This window comes from Nibribacter ruber (genome assembly GCF_009913235.1).
GTDB classification, from domain to species: domain Bacteria; phylum Bacteroidota; class Bacteroidia; order Cytophagales; family Hymenobacteraceae; genus Nibribacter; species Nibribacter ruber.
In genome coordinates this window covers 887,213-903,560 of record NZ_CP047897.1, presented here as the reverse complement: position 1 = coordinate 903,560, position 16,348 = coordinate 887,213, and the positions used below count along the sequence as shown (strand labels likewise).

Here is a 16,348-nt window from a genome sequence, read left to right as displayed (position 1 = left end):
TCCTTTAAGAGGCCTTGTTATGGGCAGAACAAAATTACAAAAAATTAGTTCGATGTACTAACAACGAAGCGCCGATTAATGGGGCAAAAGCCCATTCTTCTTGAAAATGGCACAAAACTTACGTAAGTTTGGTTGTAAAAAGCCTAAACGAAGTTCAGAATCTTATCCTATAGAGCATGCAAACCGTTGAACGGACCAATCAGCTTTCCTTGTCAGTAGATGAAATGTTGCAAGACTACCGCATTGCCTGTGAAAGCAGGCAGGCCAGCCTGGCCGGCCGCAAGGAAGTTTTCATGGGCAAGGCCAAATTCGGGATCTTTGGCGACGGCAAGGAGGTAGCCCAGCTGGCCATGGCCAAATTCTTCCGGAACGGTGATTTCAGATCTGGCTATTACCGGGACCAGACGTTCATGTTTGCCATTGGCGCCCTTACGCTTCAGCAGTATTTTGCCCAATTGTACGCACATACAGACGTAGAGCAGGAACCTTCTACCGCAGGAAGAGCCATGAACGGGCACTTCGGGACGCGCCTCCTGGACGAGGAAGGCAACTGGAAGCGCCAAACCGACACCAAGAATTCCAGTTCAGATATTTCGCCTACCGGCGGACAGATGCCCCGCTTGTTGGGCCTGGCCTACGCTTCTAAGCTATACCGCCAGAACCCTGAGCTGCATCAGTTTGAGGATTTTAGCATCAACGGAAACGAGATAGCCTACGGTACCATTGGCAACGCCTCTACTTCTGAGGGCATGTTCTTTGAGGCCATCAACGCGGCCGGCGTGCTGCAGGTGCCTATGCTCATGTCCGTTTGGGATGATGGGTACGGAATTTCGGTGCCAGCACATTATCAAACCACCAAAGGCAGCATCTCTGAGATTCTGGCCGGTTTCCAGCGAAATGCGTCCGGCGAGCAGGGCTATGAAATCTACAAAGTGAAAGGCTGGGACTATGCCGGTCTTTGCGAAGTCTACCAACAGGCGTCTGCCGTCTGCCGCGAGGAACACGTGCCGGTGTTGGTACACGTAGAAGAAGTCACCCAGCCACAGGGCCACTCTACCTCAGGATCCCATGAGCGCTATAAGTCGCAGGACCGTCTGGCCTGGGAAGCTGAGTTTGACTGCATCAAGCAAATGCGCATGTGGCTGCTGGAAAATGGCTTCGCGACAGAAGCAGACCTGGATCAAATTGAAACCGAAGCCAAGGAAGCCGTAAAGGTAGCCCGCGTGGCCGCTTGGAACGCTTTTAATGAAGGCATCGTAACGGACCATAAAGAATGCGTTCAGTTACTGGAAAACCTTTCTGGCAGCATTGAGGCCCACGCTTCTGAAGTAGCCGCCATCAAGGAAGAGTTAGAAAAAACCACCGTTCCTATTAGATCAGACGCGGTAAAAGCTGCGCGCAAAGCCTTGCGCTACGTGCGTACTGTGAGAAGCGCGGCTAAAAACGACCTGGTGAAATGGCTGGAAACTGCCCAGGGCGAAAACGCAGACCGTTTCAACTCTTATTTATACAGCCAGTCTGAAGAATCTGCCCTGCTGGTAGAGGAAATCAAACCAGAATACACCGAGGATAGCCCCACCGTAGATGCCCGCGAAGTATTGCAGGCCTGCTTTGACGCCATTCTGGCCCGTGACCCGCGCGTATTTGCCATTGGTGAAGACGTAGGAAAGATTGGCGACGTGAACCAGGCTTTTGCCGGCTTGCAGGAAAAATACGGCGAGATTAGAGTAACGGATACTGGAATTAGGGAGTGTACCATTGTAGGGCAGGGCATAGGCGCCGCGCTACGTGGTTTGCGTCCTATCACTGAGATTCAATATTTAGATTACCTGCTGTATGCCATCCAGATTCTGTCTGATGACCTGGCTTGCTTGCAGTACCGCACCAAAGGCGGACAGAAGGCCCCTTTGATTGTGCGTACCCGCGGTCATAGACTGGAAGGCATCTGGCACTCTGGTTCACCCATGGGCATGATTCTGAACAGCTTAAGGGGCATGCACGTTCTGGTGCCGCGTAACATGACCCAGGCCGCCGGTTTCTATAACACTTTGCTTAAGTCAGATGAGCCGGCTTTGGTAATTGAGTGCCTGAACGGCTATCGCTTAAAAGAGCGTATTCCGGCCAACGTGGGCGAGTTTACCGTTCCATTAGGACAGCCTGAGATTTTGCGCGCTGGCACGGACATTACCATTGTCACCTACGGATCTATGTGCCGCATTGTCTTGGACGCCGCCGAGCAATTACAGGAGTTTGGCATTTCAGCCGAGGTAATGGACGTACAAACCTTGTTGCCGTTTGATATCCATCACACCATCACAGACTCTATACGGAAGACCAGCCGTGTACTGTTTGCAGATGAAGATGTTTCTGGCGGAGCCACCGGCTTTATGATGCAGAAAGTAGTAGATGAGCAGGAAGCCTGGCGCTGGTTAGATTCTAAGCCACAAGCCTTGTCGGCGCATGACCATAGACCTCCGTATTCTTCAGACGGGGATTACTTCTCCAAACCGAACGTAGAAGATGTGTTTGAAACAGTTTATGCCATCATGCATGAGGCAGACCCAGAAGCGTTTCCGGCGATCATGTAGTCCTTGGATTTCATAAAAGAGAAAGGCCCGTTTGACAATCAAACGGGCCTTTCTCTTTTATGAAGATTCACTAACGGTCATTGGTCTAGTTTCAGGATGATTTCCGGTGATTCTACCTTGTTGCTGGTATTGCCGCTTCGGTCTTTGATGTAGAAGTCAAACCTGATGGTATCTCCGGTTTTCAAGGTGCTTTCAACGAAACCACCGTTAGAAGGATATTCAATGGGAGTGTCTTTCCTTAATCTGACGCCGTATTTGATGTCGCCCTCCAGGGGTTCAATGCGATCTGTGGTATTTAAAAGCGGAATGCGACCGTAGTACCTGATGGGGTTCGCGGGTCTCACCGCCAACCGTGCATAGATTTGGGTGAAGACGCCATTCCGTTTTAAGTACAACTCGCTGAAGTAGTCATTGATGGCCGGGTCATCCTTGTCTGAGAGGCCAATGTTGCCGTCTCCGTCGGTGAACCTAAGCACGTGCTGAATGGTGTCCCACACCACGCCGTTCTTGTCCCGGAAGGAATAATGCAGATTGCCACGATATTCAATGCTGGGCGTGTTAGAAAAATCTGGGGCATCCTGGCAAGCCGCAAACCCAAGAAGGCTCAACCCTGCCAAAAGCGAATAGATGATTTTGTGACGGATCATGGCGCAAGAAATAACACCTAAGTTAGATTTCCTAACGCTTAGTTGCGTACTTTGTTGTAGTAATTTTAATGCCTGCTATGGCTTTTATCCAAGATTTCAAATCCAAACTTTCTTCGCTTACCCCAGATGCCTTTGAGGAGGCCGCCTTGGAGCTTTTCAGGTATCAGGCCAAGGAAAACCAGGTCTATGCTTCTTTTTTACAGGGCTTGCCGCACGCCATTGAAAAAGTAGAAGGTCTGGAGCAAATACCGTTTTTGCCCATTGAGTTCTTCAAGACGCACCCGGTAGTATCTCATTCCTTTGAACCGAAAACCATTTTCTTAAGCAGTGGCACCACCCTGCAACAGCGCAGCCGCCACCTGGTAGCCAACCCAGACTTCTATTGCCGCCACGCCCAGACCTTGTTTGAAGACACGTATGGCCCGCTCAAAGGAACTGTGGTTCTGGCCTTGCTGCCTTCTTACCTGGAGCAGGGAGATTCATCACTGGTGATGATGATTGATCATTTCATTAAAACCACCGGTCAGCAGCAGACAGGTTTTTACCTGCACAACCACCAAGACTTGAGAGCGGCCGTGGCCCAGGCCAAAGCCGCCGGCCAGAAGATTTATCTATTTGGCGTGACGTACGCGTTGCTGGACCTGGCGGAGGACCTAAGCCCGGGAGAATTTTCTGGCCTTACCGTATTTGAGACCGGCGGCATGAAAGGTCGCCGCCGCGAAATGGTGCGCGAAGAACTGCATCACATCTTAACCACTGCCTTTGGCGTGGAGGCCATTCACTCTGAATATGGCATGACCGAATTGCTGTCCCAGGCCTATTCTACAGGCCAGGGCATTTTCCAACCGTCCAGAACGCTGCAGGTGTTGGTGCGTGACGTGAACGACCCGTTTGCCGTTACCAGAGGTCCCGCATCTGGCGGCATCAACGTGATAGACCTGGCCAACGCTGATTCCTGCGCTTTCATAGAGACCAAAGATCTGGGCAAACTCTACACAGATGGCACCTTTGAAGTGCTAGGTAGATTTGACAACTCAGATATTAGAGGGTGTAACTTGTTGGTGGGCTAACAACTGCTGTTGCTTTTTGTATCTCCCTATCTTCTTATTCGTTTTTAATGTTAAGAGGGCGCGTGTTCCCCGTTTTTAGGCTGTTTTCCAGAAAATAGCCTAAAAACGGGGAACACTACCTATGAGCCTTGTCTTTAATTGACATAAATGGTGGGAGAGGTTTCTGCAACAATTGACCGTACCACCTGTTTGGTAAAGGAGGCAGATTGGAGGAGACGCGTCCTTTATGCCTTGGTTCTTATTCCCACTATTACGGAGCAGCAGCATGAAAATTCTTTTGACGGGGGCCACCGGATACATTGCCAGAAGATTGCTGCCCGTGCTCTTAGAAGCGGGCCATGAGGTGGTCTGTTGCGTGCGGGATCTGAACCGGTTTCCGGAGGAGGCCTTAAACACTGAGCTGCTCCAGGTAATAGAGGTTGATTTTCTACGGCAAGAGACGTTAGCCTCCCTTCCTGCGGAAGTGGACGTGGCCTTTTACCTCATTCATTCCATGGCTTCCACCACCGGTGATTTCTCCAGCCTGGAAGCAACGGCTGCGCGTAATTTTGTGAAGGCCATGGAGCAGACCAACGTACAGCAAGTGGTTTACCTGAGCGGTATCATCAATGAACGGCATCTATCCAAGCACCTGCAGTCCCGGCGGCAGGTGGAGCAAATACTGGCATCGGGGAAGACGCCTTTGACCACGCTGCGGGCAGGCATCATTGTGGGTTCGGGCAGCGCTTCTTTTGAGATCATCCGTGATTTGGTGGAGAAACTGCCCGTCATGATTGCCCCGCGCTGGCTCAACACCCACTGTCAGCCTATTGCCATTCGGAATGTGATTGAGTTTCTGGCGGGAGTGATGCTTCGGCAGGAAACCTACCACCAGAGTTTTGACATTGGCGGCCCTGACATCCTAACGTACAAAGAGATGCTTTTGCGTTTTGCCCGGGTGCGTGGCCTCACACGCCGCATCTTCATTGTACCGGTCATGACGCCCAGGCTATCTTCTTACTGGCTTTATTTTGTCACGGCCACGTCCTATAATCTGGCCAGAAACCTGGTGGACAGCATGAAGGTAGAGATGGTCTGCACGCCCAACCACCTGGCTCAAACCCTGGGCATTCAACTCATCACCTATACCCAGGCCATTGAACAGGCCTTTGACCGGATTGAGCAGAATGAAGTAGTATCTAGCTGGAAAGATGCCTTGAGCAGCAACATCCTCAGCAAAGGCATTGCCCAGCATATTGAGACGCCCGTAAACGGTTGTTACCGTGACGTCCGGAAAGTGCACGTGGCAGATCCAGAGGTGGTTTTGCAAAGGATTTGGGCCATTGGTGGACAGAACGGCTGGTATTATGGCAACTGGCTTTGGGGGCTCAGGGGACTGATGGACAAACTGGTAGGCGGCGTAGGTCTGAGGCGCGGCAGGCGGAGCCCCACCAAGATACAGGCCGGAGATACGCTGGATTTCTGGCGCGTGTTGCTGGCCAGCAAAAAGCAGCAGCGCCTGCTCCTGTACGCCGAGATGAAACTGCCCGGAGAGGCTTGGCTGGAATTCAAAATCACCGACCATATGCTGGAGCAGACCGCCACGTTCAGGCCTTTGGGTTTATGGGGAAGGTTGTATTGGTACGCCGTGCTGCCGTTTCATGGTTTCATCTTCAAAGGCATGATCAACCAAATTGCCTACGGGTCCAATAAAGAGAAACCAGTCGCACCCGTTGTTTAGAAGAGGTTTTGGAAACTCTCATGGATAGGCTTAAGATAAAAGCAGTATCCAATGCCGTTTTTACCTTGTTTTCTGGAAAACAGGCCAAAAACGGAAATTCATAAAGCTAGGCTATTTATTGGCAGGCTACCTACCGGTGATTTCTAATGGAAGCGCATTGGCTTGTCCATTGGTTGTAAGGTCAGTCAATCAATCAATCAATCAATCAATCAATCAATCAATCCTTGCAGCATGTGCGCCAAGATAGGAGCGCATTTTTCCTGGCAGGCGGGGTAGAAATGGCCATGCTGCCAGTGTACTGATTTAGGCGATTGTCCCCACCAGAATTCAGCCATGGCCAGAGGTTGTAGTTTGTGCTGAAAAGCGTACTGCAAAAGTTTAGGGCCAGCGCATTCACCAGCTCCGGCGGGCGGGTTTTTGCCAGATTCTTTCTTGAACAACTGGCGCAAAGTCTTCACCTCACCGCCTTGGTTCAAGAAATGGTACTCCTCAAAAAGCTGCTCCTGCAATGCCAATGAATGCAATTTTCTTTGCGCCATAAGCTCCGCTTGTAGGACTTGGTTGCCGACCGTTGGCGTTTCTGTTGAAAGCGCTTTAATCTGGTTGTTGAGCTGGGTGAGGGCTGCCATGCCCAGGTTCAGGAAACTGCCTTCGGTGAGGCTGTCAAACACGGGCGGCACGAAATACGCATGGTGGTTGCTCCCTGCCAGTTTCCCAGAAAAAGCCGCCAGAAAACCTAACTCACCTTGCTCTGCCTGAACAACCAGCACACCAAACATCTTCCCAATCACGGGTCCTTCTTGACCATTCCTCAATCCGAAGTTATGCTCCCAAACCCGTTGTTCCTGTAAATGAATTTGCAATTGCACCGCTGCCATCTTAGCCACAGCATGCGGTTGACGGTCAAAGGGACAAGTAAATTTTTCTGGCAAACGCCCTACCAAATCAGCCTCCTGAAACGGAATGAAATACTTTGGAAGGGGAGGGTTAAGTGAGGACAAAAGCAAAAGCGGCCAGCGTTTAGTCAACTGGTTTACAAAGATAAGTCTAACAACGCGAATGCTAACAGCCTTTCCTCCAGAAGATCGTTTTTGGGCTGTTTTCTGGGAAACGGCCCAAAAACGAAAGGATTGAATAGCGTAATTTTGTAAATAGCTAAAAGCTAACAGCTGGGCATTCTCCTTGTTTGGGAGCTTTGCTGTAAAAGAAAGCTGTAAGCACTGTAATACATTAGAAGCGCAAATTTCTAAGGACTACAGAACTACCAAATGAGTGTTTATCTGCCTTCTTCTCGAAATTAAGGAATCGCTTTTAAAGGCTTGCCTATACTTTCGTGCGGCTATTAGGGTCAAATTCTATCATCCATTCAATGCCGTATTTGTCTCTGAACATTCCAAAATACGAGCCCCAGGGGCTGTCCTCCATGGGCATCTCCACGGTTCCTCCTTCTGAAAGGCCGTTGTAAATTCTTTCCGCCTCTTCGCGGCTTTCGGTGCTGACGGAGATTTTGGACCGGTTCTCATTTTCATCCACCCGCCCCATGCTCGCCGGCACATCATTGGCCATGAGCATGTTTTGCCCGATGGGCAGCGCTATGTGCATGATCTTTTCTGCTTCGCTTTCTGCCATTGGGTATTCAGCGCTGGTGAAATCTCTGAAACGCACTATCCTGGCGAACTCTCCCCCGAATACTGATTTGTAAAAATTGAAGGCCTCCTCGGCGTTTCCATTGAAGTTGATGTGCGGGTTGATAAGTGCCATTGTTTGTGTTTTTGTTTGAGGATAGTATTGCATTAACGTCTAGTGTAAACGGCGGCGAGGCCGTCGGCCGAGGTGACGTTTAGCTATTGTTAGGGGTAGTTATTTTTCTATATGCTCTACACTTACTACTCTGATTTTTCTGGAAGTTAATTGTCCATCAACACCATACGCTGCATGAATTTCACATTTTAAGTCCTCGCCTTCCTTTACAAAGTCCAGTCCAAGGACTGCGTTCTGATGATTGAAATCCTGTATGTCACTTGTCTGTAAGTCGATAAACAAAAAGTCGATGATGCAGAATTTGACCATTTCATAATAACCATCTATCACTTTGTCGGTCATTTCAAAAGCATAGACTTTCATTTCCACGGTAGGCATCCCCATTTCAAGGCTCCTTTCAAATTTAATCGAAAGGACTTCGGAGTCGTGAAATGAAGGCCAATAACCAAAGTGATTGACTACTGCTGCAGCATTCTCAATTTCTTGTTCTTCTTTAAACTCCAACTGTATTATTATTAATTTCTGCCAACGTGTTCGTGTATACCTTGTGCGAGGCCATCGGCTGAGGCATAGGGTATAAACCTTGTTGGGCTAAGTAGTTCTATTCTCCAAGGCGGGTTACTAGGTGCCAAAATTTCTGACCGTTTGGCAAGAGGAACTCCACATAGCGGCTCCCATACAACCCTTTAACTCTTTTCATTTTAAGCCTTTTTCTAACTTCTTCACCTGAGGATTTATCTACGACCATAAATTTCCCGTCATGAATCAAGTCGGCTCCGACATAGTAAAGCTCTGATAGGGCTTTCTTGTGATCGTTCACAAAATTGGGATTACCATGGATGCTTTGCCTTTCTTCGTCTGTATAGTCATTCCACCAGTCCACTAGCCTTGTGTTACCAGATGTATTTACTATTTTCAATAAGTTATCATGATGCTGGTCAATGCGAACACCTAGATTATTATGAGGAATAGCATACTTCCTGACATCTGCTTTTTTAAAGTATAGAGTGCCAAAGCGTTTCTCTACAATCAGCACGTCTTCATTGACTGTGTCGATGGTGATTGGTTCTAACCCTTTTTGCTTAATCTTATCATAGTCTACTTGAGAGTAAGCTGTTGTCGGAATTAGAATCAGCAAGAACAATATTAGTCTAATTACTCCCATTCTATACTTTGTTATTTACGCCTAACTAGTGCAGATAAACCGAACTGTCCGGCTTATCTGCACTATAGGCTGAGTTCACTCTATGTCTGGAAGTGGACTTTTTCCAAGCATTAATTTCTAGGACAAGATATGATTTTCTGGATGATTTAAAAGAGTCAATTGTAAGTCCAATTTGCCCGGGGTAGTAACCGTTTTTGGGCTGTTTCCCGGAAAACAGCGCAAAAACGAAAGCGCCACCCAAATGGACTTTAGGTGGCGCTCGGTTGAAATGTATTGACGAATCCTACTTGGCGAACTGCCGGGCGTCTTCTTCAGTGATGGTGTCTTCGCTCATAATGACCAGGCGCTCTACCACGTTGCGGAGTTCGCGCACATTGCCGCGCCAGTCCAGGTTCTGCAGGTAGGTGAGGGCTTCAGGGGAGATGGCTTTGGGCTTGTTGCCGTAGTCGCGGGCCACGTCTTGCAAGAACTTCTCCACCAGGTCTGGAATGTCTTCGCGGCGGTCATTCAAGGGCGGTACATGAATAAGGATCACGCTCAGGCGGTGGTACAAATCTTCCCGGAAGTTCTTGGCCTCAATCTCTTCCAGCAGGTTTTTGTTGGTGGCCGCCACCACGCGCACGTCTACGGTAATGTCTTTGTCGCCGCCCACGCGGGTAATCTTATGCTCTTGCAGGGCACGGAGCACTTTGGCTTGGGCAGAAAGGCTCATGTCGCCAATCTCGTCCAGAAACAGAGTGCCACCGTTGGCCTGCTCAAATTTGCCAATGCGCTGTTTCACGGCAGAGGTAAAGGACCCTTTCTCATGTCCAAACAACTCGCTTTCAATCAGTTCACTAGGAATGGCGGCGCAGTTTACTTCTACCATGGGGCCTTGGGCACGGCTGCTTTGTTCATGCAGCGAGCGGGCCACCAGTTCCTTACCCGCACCGTTGGGTCCGGTAATGAGTACGCGGGCATCTGTAGGGGCCACTTTGGCAATGGCAGACTTTACTTTTCCCAAAGCCGGGGAGGCGCCCACCATTTCGAATGTCTTGGAAATCTTCTTTTTGAGAGTCTTGGTTTCAGTTACCAGATGGGCTTTGTCCAGGGCGTTGCGCACAGAAACCAGCAGGCGGTTGAGGTCTGGGGGTTTCACCAGAAAATCATAAGCGCCTTTTTTGGTGGCTTCAACGGCGGTGTCTATGGTACCGTGCGCCGAGATCATGATGAAGGGCGTGTCGGGCACCAGAATAGTCGCGCGCTCCAGCACTTCCAGGCCGTCCATCTTGGGCATTTTAATATCGCAGAGTACCACATCATATTTAGTCTTCTGCAGGAGCTCCAGGCCTTTTTCGCCGTCTTCGGCTTCGTCTACTATATAACTTTCGTATTCCAGAATCTCTTTGAGCGTGTACCGTATGCTGCGCTCATCGTCAATGATCAGAATCTTAGGCATGTCTTTTTCTTTGCTGTGCGAACGTTTAAAGTACGCGATTTATTCTGTGTTCTTCTTTACTAACCTCATCTCTTGGCGTTTTTAGGCTCTTTTCCAGAAAACAAGGCAAAAACAGCCCCGGGCGCGATAAGGAACTTTAATTAAAGTCTTCTAAGCCTTCCTGATTGACTGCCCAAACGATACAGCACGCCCGCGCTCACGGTGTGCAACCGCAGGTTGGCCGGAAGCACTGCCGTACCTTGCGCCACCTGTTCCTTGATCAGGTTGGAGAATAGGTAGTTGTACTCCAAGGTAAGGCCTAAACTTCTGTTTATTTGGAACGAAGTGCCTATCTGCAACTGCATGCCTACCAGGTTGTATTTAGTGTTTTGAAAAGCAGGTTCCATGGCTTTGGCTCCGGCGTTGGCGGCTTTTAGGTCTTCAGTATGATAGAGAAGCACGTAGGGTGTCACGCCATAATTCAGCCGGAGCCTTTCTTCTAAAAATCTGTTTTCTAATAAGAGTGGGACTTGTAACGTCAGCAGAGATTGGTCGCCTTGCCATTGGGCCTGGCTGGAGGTCTGGTCAATGGTAAACCCGAACTGGTTAAACCGCAGGCCCAGCCCGCCTTTCACAAAGAAGCTACCCGCCAGGTAATTGCTTAAAAGGACTTCTGCGCCGCCGCCGGTTTTCGCCTTGAACCTGTACTGGTGCAGGCTGGGGTCATTGGGTTCCAGTTCGTCTTTGGTGAAGGTCTGGTTGAGAGTAACTTTTACTTCTTTTTGGAGCTTGGACAATTGTGCCTGGGCTAATCCCGGGAGGAACAGGCAAAGGGCAAATACTAATTTTTTCATAGATAAGAGGGCAGCAGAACCACCAGGGCGCTTCTGCCAGAATGGAGCATAAACGGGAGGGTATACGCAAACTTAGACAAACAGTACGCCTTCCAGCACAATTTGCGCGTGGCTTCTTACTTCTACCAGGCTTTTGGCCGGTTGCAGGGTAAGGTGCATGCTGCCGCCTCTAGCCGAGGCTTGGTAGGCGTTCAGCTGAGTCTTGCCCAGAATAAAGGCCCAGAACGGAGCCAATGCACTGTGTGCCGAGCCGGTCACCGGATCCTCATTAATGCCCACCCACGGCCAGAAACAACGAGAGCAGAAATCATATGCCGGATCTTCTGAGGGTGAGGTAAGGGCCAGTCCCTTTAAGTACGGTGCCTCCTGAATTAATTTCTTGTAATCTGGCTTTACCTCTAGCAGGGTCTTGTGCTTTTTGAGCTGCACAATGAGCAGGGTAAGAGGTTCAGCGTAGAAAACTCCTACGCAGTCGTCGGGGGAGAGGTCCAGGGCCGCGTAGATTTCAGGAAGAGGTTCCTTGGCCGCCGGGGCGTACAGCGGGAAATGCATAAGAATACCGCCGTCTTCTTCCTGGCTTACCTGCAACTGCAAACCCTGCCCGGTGGTAAAGGTGGCCTTAGACAATGATAGCCTGTCCAACACTACCTTCGCCGAAGCCAGCGTGGCATGTCCGCAAAACGCTATCTCCACTTTTGGCGTGAAATATCGGATGTGAAAATGGTCATCACTCTCTGGGGCAGGTACCAGAAAGGCGGTCTCAGATAAGTTCATCTCACTGGCAATGGACTGCATGAGCGGTGGCGCCAATTCAGAATCCAGTAAGCACACGCCCGCCGGGTTTCCTTTGAAGGGCTCCTGCGTGAACGAGTCTATGATGTAGGTTTTTATCTGCATAGAAAGAGGTAGGCTCTTAACAAAGCGGCAAGTTACATTCTTGGGGCAAAAGTAACCTTAGTTATTTAGAATGGGCAAAGGCGTAAAGGTATCTGCAATGGGGACCGGGCTAAAAGCTTGTTCAGGTTCAAGTGCCTCAGGCATCTGGTCTGCCGGCGGTAAGTCCTCTTTGCGGGCCGCCGGCACTTTGGCCAGAATGGCCTCCAACAGCGGCAGCATGTTGTTCAAACTCCCCGACTTGATGAGCATGTTCCAGAGGGGTTCAAACTTCTTCCAGCCGCCCTGGTAGAAGAAGTGTTTGAGCTTGTGCTTGTGGGCCTCGTGCTTCAGGCTTGATTTGAAAATGTTGGACCAACTGTAGAATTCCTTGTAGGCCCAGTCATAGCCCTGTTTCAGCTCCTGCGCCGTAAGGTGGGTGGTTTGGTAGACCACGTTTCTGGTGTCATAGAGGTCCCAGTTGCGGGTAAGAATACGGCCCTCGCGTTCCATGTCTTTAAAGAGCTGGGTGCCCGGGTAGGGCGTAAGCACGTGGTAGGTGGCAGTGGTCAAGGCGTTTTCTACGCCCCAGTCAACGGTCCTTTTAAATACGTCCTTGTCGTCCTCGTCCAACCCGAAGACAAAGCTTCCGTTGATCATGATGCCCAGGGAATGCAGTCTGTTCACGGCCTTTCGGTAGTCTTTCTGCAGGTTCTGTTTCTTGTTGCTTTGTTTGAGGTTGGCCGGCGAGAAGGTCTCAAATCCTACAAAAAGACTGCGTAAACCTGCGTCTGCTGCCTTTTCAATGAGGTTGCCCCGCAAAATGGAGTCAATGGTAGCCGCCCCTTGGAAAACCCGGTTCATGCCGCGCATGCCTTCAAATAGTTCGCCCGCAAACTTGGCGTTTCCCAGCAAGTGATCGTCTAAGAAATATAAGTGCCTGCCGGGCAGTCGGTCAATCTCAGCCAGGGCGGTATCTACCGTCTGGGTGTAGAAAGATCTGCCTCCTTCAAAAAAAGCGTCTTTATAGCAAAAGTTGCAGTGGTGCGGACAGCCGCGGGTGACCACTATGGAGTTTGGAACCAAATACCTTTCCCGCTTGATCAAATCTCTCCTGATGGGCGGCACTTGGGCCAGGGTTCTAAGGGTGGAAGTGTATATTTTCTGAGGCCGCTTATTCTTAAAATCCTTCAGAAACTGCGGAAACGTGTCTTCGCCGGGGCCCAAGAAAATAGTGTCTGCGTGCGGGGCAGCCTCTGCCGGCAGCGAAGTAACGTGCAGGCCTCCTAACAAGACGTAGCTGCCTTTCTTACGGTAATGGTCTGCCAGGGCATAGGCTCTATACGCGTTGGTAATGTACACCTGTATAATGACCAAATCGGGCGTATCATGAATATTAAGCGTCTCTACGTGCTGGTCTTGTAAGTCTATCTCATCGTCCGGGGACAAATAAGCGGCCAGGGTAGCCAATCCCAAAGGAGGGAACAAAGAATACTTGATGGGCCGCCAGAAGGGACTTTCTGCTTCGGCGAGGGCGGGCAGGATGAGTTTTACTTTCAAGACAAAGAGGATTAAACCAGAGGAAAGTACAAGATACAAGTTCCGGTCACTTCTACCAGATTACTTCTCCCTAAAGTAATTGATTTTGAGGTGCAATGGGAATCTTTAAATAATCCTTATCGTACATAAGAACAACCTATCTATCGCAGTTTCCTGCAAGCTGCCCCATATCCTCCTACTTGCACCCACTCACCGGGAGGACTGTGCCTTTTCTTCTGGTTTTATTCGTGTAGGTTCCCCTTCTCAGGCCATACTACGCCTGTGCCTTTCTGCTTACCCCCAGGTAGTTCATTTATTTTATTCCATTATCATGATTAAAAATTTATTTACAGCCTTTGCCAGCACCAAAGCAGGCAACCATCTATCCAATTATTTTAGAGTATGGGTATTTTTACTGTCCACCATCCTGCTTGCTAGCCAGGCCATGGGCCAGACCAAGGAGTGGGACAAGACCTACGGCGGCGCAGAGAATGACGAGCTGGAGATTGTGCGGCATACTAGTGACGGCGGTTACATCATGGGCGGGACTTCCTATTCTGGCATAAGCGGCGACAAGACCAAAGCCAGCCGGGGTGGCGCAGATTTCTGGGTAGTGAAAGTAGACGCTGCAGGCGCCATAGAATGGAACAAAGTCTACGGTGGTGATGGTGATGACCGACTGGCGGCCATGGAACCAACCAATGACGGCGGCTATATTCTGGGTGGTTACTCCATCTCAGGCAAAAATGGCAACAAATCAGACCCTTCCAGAGGGGGCTATGACTATTGGGTAGTCAAAATCAATGCCAAGGGCAAAGTTCAGTGGGACCAAACCGTGGGAGGTTCCTCTTCTGATCTTCTCAGTGACCTCATTCAAACCAGTGACGGCGGCTATTTACTAGGTGGCGAATCCATCTCAGCAGTGAGCGGCGACAAGACTGAAGCCTCCAGAGGCGGTTATGACTACTGGATTATAAAACTCTCGTCCAAAGGAAAACAGCAGTGGGACAGAACTTACGGCGGTGCCTTGTCAGACTTGCTGAACTCCCTGCTTCAGACCAGTGACGGGGGCTTCCTTTTAGGGGGCGGATCTGATTCTTATGTGAGCGGTGACAAAACCTCCCCGCAAAAGGTATTCTGTGATGATGAATGCTATTTTAATTTCTGGGTAGTGAAAGTAGATGCCACTGGCAATTGGGAATGGGATAAAACGTTTGGGGCAACCGGCGGTGAGACCGGGCAAAGCATTCTAGACATGGCCCCTACTCAGGATGGCGGCTATCTTCTGGCTGGTAACTCTGACTCTGATGCAAAATATGACAAATCTGAGCCCAATAAAAGCACCTTTGGAGACTACAATGACTTTTGGGTGGTGAAAATTAACGCCACAGGAGATATTCAGTGGGACAGAACCTTAGGTGCTGATGGAAATGAAAGTTTAGGGGCCGTACTAGCTACTCCAGACGGCGGCTTCCTGTTGGGTGGCAGGTCTAATTCTGAGGTGAGCGATGATAAAACAGAGCCTAGACGTGACGAGGATATCAATGCCGGCGACTATTGGATAGTTAAATTAGACGCCATGGGTTCTAAACTCTGGGACAAGACCTTTGGTGGAACCGGAAATGATGACCTTGAATCCTTAGACCTTACCATGGATGGAGGCTATATTTTAGGTGGTAAATCTGACTCCCCCATCAGCGGAGATAAAACTGAGGGCAACGTTGGCGGGTTTGACTATTGGATTGTGAAAATGACAGGCGAGACCTGCGTAACACCAACGCCTTCCATTGCTTTAACGCCCAGTTCGCATACGTATACCGGGGGCATACCTACCAACATGTATTTGGGTTACGGGCCTACGTCTATGACCATAACCGCCAGCGGTGGCACTACCTATATGTGGAGTCCTGCTATGGGCTTGAGCAGCACCAACACGGCAGAGACGGTATTCACGCCTACAGAAGCAGGTGTGTATACCTTTACGGTCACTGCCTGGAACGGAGAATGCATGGCCTCCGCCTCTGTGACCATTACGGTCATGGACATACGCTGCGGCTCTAAACTCACCAAGGTCATGATTTGCCACAAGGGCCAGGTGATTTGCATAGCAGATGACGCCGCCAAGGCTCATCTTAAAAACCATCCCGAAGATAGGCTGGGAGCTTGTGAGACGGAGGAGATGCCTACCGCAACCACCGCTGCCAGTGTCCAAGTATATCCAAATCCGTTTACCAGTGCAACGGCCATCCAGCTTAGTTTCCAAGAGGACCAAGAATATACCGTTGAGGTGTATGATGGCAATGGAAAGATGATAAAAAGATGGGCCACTACCAGCGTTAAAGCCGGCGAGCAGGTAAAATTGGAATGGGCACCTAAGAAGGGGGAACGCGGTCTGTATGTTGTCAAAATCATCACTAGAGACGGTGTGCAGAATAGGCAGATTCTGAAGCAATAAATGGTTGAGCCAGCCGGAGGTAGAATGGTCAACACAAACTGATCATTCTATCTCCGGCTGGCTCAATTTAAATTCCAACTACTAAAATCAACGTCCCTTATACGCTCCTACCATAATCATGCAGGAAGAGGTATGTCTACCCCTTTCTGTACGGCTTTTACCTGCCCTCGGTACAGTGATCCTTTCTCAACTGTGTTTTTCTGATGACCCCCAGTTAGTTTCACACAATCTTCTTATTAATCATGGTAAAAAATTTATT

At 49.7% G+C, this 16,348-nt stretch carries 13 protein-coding genes; 4 read left to right on the top strand and 9 right to left on the bottom strand.

Annotated features, from left to right (window positions below; translation table 11 throughout):
- Window positions 1-176 precede the first annotated feature (176 nt).
- Window positions 177-2,588 (top strand): alpha-ketoacid dehydrogenase subunit alpha/beta, encoded by a 2,412-nt coding sequence (locus GU926_RS03900; protein ID WP_160689209.1) that lies wholly within the window; start codon window positions 177-179, stop codon window positions 2,586-2,588.
- 77 nt (window positions 2,589-2,665) lie between these two features.
- On the opposite strand, the gene GU926_RS03895 is transcribed toward GU926_RS03900, so the two are convergent.
- Entirely contained in the window at window positions 2,666-3,235 is a 570-nt protein-coding gene (locus GU926_RS03895) for a hypothetical protein (RefSeq protein WP_160689207.1), read from the bottom strand.
- A 77-nt stretch (window positions 3,236-3,312) separates the two neighbouring features.
- Here GU926_RS03895 and GU926_RS03890 point away from each other — a divergent pair, with 77 nt between their 5' ends.
- Together GU926_RS03890 and GU926_RS03885 are read left to right on the top strand one after the other, a co-directional pair.
- Window positions 3,313-4,305 carry an acyl-CoA synthetase family protein gene (locus GU926_RS03890; RefSeq protein ID WP_160689204.1) on the top strand — a complete coding sequence of 331 codons (993 nt, stop codon included), beginning with the start codon at window positions 3,313-3,315 and terminating at the stop codon, window positions 4,303-4,305.
- A 265-nt stretch (window positions 4,306-4,570) separates the two neighbouring features.
- On the top strand, window positions 4,571-6,025 hold the full coding sequence (locus GU926_RS03885) for an SDR family oxidoreductase (RefSeq protein WP_160689202.1): 1,455 nt from the start codon (window positions 4,571-4,573) through the stop codon (window positions 6,023-6,025).
- A gap of 209 nt (window positions 6,026-6,234) precedes the next feature.
- Here GU926_RS03885 and GU926_RS03880 read toward each other — a convergent pair whose 3' ends face one another.
- From GU926_RS03880 to GU926_RS03845, 8 genes are all read right to left on the bottom strand, one after another.
- Window positions 6,235-6,903, bottom strand: a complete 669-nt coding sequence (locus tag GU926_RS03880) for a pseudouridylate synthase (protein ID WP_232058478.1) — start codon at window positions 6,901-6,903, stop codon at window positions 6,235-6,237.
- Window positions 6,904-7,348: 445 nt separating this feature from the next.
- Window positions 7,349-7,786, bottom strand: a complete 438-nt coding sequence (locus GU926_RS03875; protein WP_160689200.1) for a VOC family protein — start codon at window positions 7,784-7,786, stop codon at window positions 7,349-7,351.
- A gap of 99 nt (window positions 7,787-7,885) precedes the next feature.
- Window positions 7,886-8,290: an Imm50 family immunity protein gene (locus GU926_RS03870; RefSeq protein WP_160689198.1), complete on the bottom strand. Its 405-nt coding sequence runs from the start codon at window positions 8,288-8,290 to the stop codon at window positions 7,886-7,888.
- 97 nt (window positions 8,291-8,387) lie between these two features.
- The gene (locus tag GU926_RS03865) at window positions 8,388-8,951 is read right to left on the bottom strand and encodes a hypothetical protein (protein WP_160689196.1); all 564 of its coding nucleotides are present in this window, start codon (window positions 8,949-8,951) and stop codon (window positions 8,388-8,390) included.
- A gap of 283 nt (window positions 8,952-9,234) precedes the next feature.
- Window positions 9,235-10,389: a sigma-54-dependent transcriptional regulator gene (locus GU926_RS03860; protein WP_160689194.1), complete on the bottom strand. Its 1,155-nt coding sequence runs from the start codon at window positions 10,387-10,389 to the stop codon at window positions 9,235-9,237.
- Between the two features lie 140 nt (window positions 10,390-10,529).
- Window positions 10,530-11,222, bottom strand: coding sequence for an outer membrane protein (locus GU926_RS03855; RefSeq protein WP_160689192.1), 693 nt, complete (start codon window positions 11,220-11,222; stop codon window positions 10,530-10,532).
- 72 nt (window positions 11,223-11,294) lie between these two features.
- Window positions 11,295-12,119, bottom strand: a complete 825-nt coding sequence (locus GU926_RS03850; RefSeq protein ID WP_160689190.1) for a PhzF family phenazine biosynthesis protein — start codon at window positions 12,117-12,119, stop codon at window positions 11,295-11,297.
- A 57-nt stretch (window positions 12,120-12,176) separates the two neighbouring features.
- Entirely contained in the window at window positions 12,177-13,655 is a 1,479-nt protein-coding gene (locus GU926_RS03845) for a B12-binding domain-containing radical SAM protein (protein ID WP_160689188.1), read from the bottom strand.
- A gap of 310 nt (window positions 13,656-13,965) precedes the next feature.
- Between GU926_RS03845 and GU926_RS03840 the strand changes: the two genes are divergently transcribed.
- Window positions 13,966-16,089, top strand: a complete 2,124-nt coding sequence (locus GU926_RS03840) for a T9SS type A sorting domain-containing protein (protein WP_160689186.1) — start codon at window positions 13,966-13,968, stop codon at window positions 16,087-16,089.
- Window positions 16,090-16,348 lie beyond the last annotated feature (259 nt).

Coding starts and splice junctions, on each gene's coding strand:
- GU926_RS03875 (WP_160689200.1), bottom strand. CDS start 7,786: ATGGCACTTATCAACCCGCACATCAACTTCAATGGAAACGCCGAGGAG.
- GU926_RS03895 (WP_160689207.1), bottom strand. CDS start 3,235: ATGATCCGTCACAAAATCATCTATTCGCTTTTGGCAGGGTTGAGCCTT.
- GU926_RS03840 (WP_160689186.1), top strand. CDS start 13,966: ATGATTAAAAATTTATTTACAGCCTTTGCCAGCACCAAAGCAGGCAAC.
- GU926_RS03900 (WP_160689209.1), top strand. CDS start 177: ATGCAAACCGTTGAACGGACCAATCAGCTTTCCTTGTCAGTAGATGAA.
- GU926_RS03865 (WP_160689196.1), bottom strand. CDS start 8,951: ATGGGAGTAATTAGACTAATATTGTTCTTGCTGATTCTAATTCCGACA.
- GU926_RS03885 (WP_160689202.1), top strand. CDS start 4,571: ATGAAAATTCTTTTGACGGGGGCCACCGGATACATTGCCAGAAGATTG.
- GU926_RS03855 (WP_160689192.1), bottom strand. CDS start 11,222: ATGAAAAAATTAGTATTTGCCCTTTGCCTGTTCCTCCCGGGATTAGCC.
- GU926_RS03860 (WP_160689194.1), bottom strand. CDS start 10,389: ATGCCTAAGATTCTGATCATTGACGATGAGCGCAGCATACGGTACACG.
- GU926_RS03890 (WP_160689204.1), top strand. CDS start 3,313: ATGGCTTTTATCCAAGATTTCAAATCCAAACTTTCTTCGCTTACCCCA.
- GU926_RS03880 (WP_232058478.1), bottom strand. CDS start 6,903: ATGGCAGCGGTGCAATTGCAAATTCATTTACAGGAACAACGGGTTTGG.
- GU926_RS03850 (WP_160689190.1), bottom strand. CDS start 12,119: ATGCAGATAAAAACCTACATCATAGACTCGTTCACGCAGGAGCCCTTC.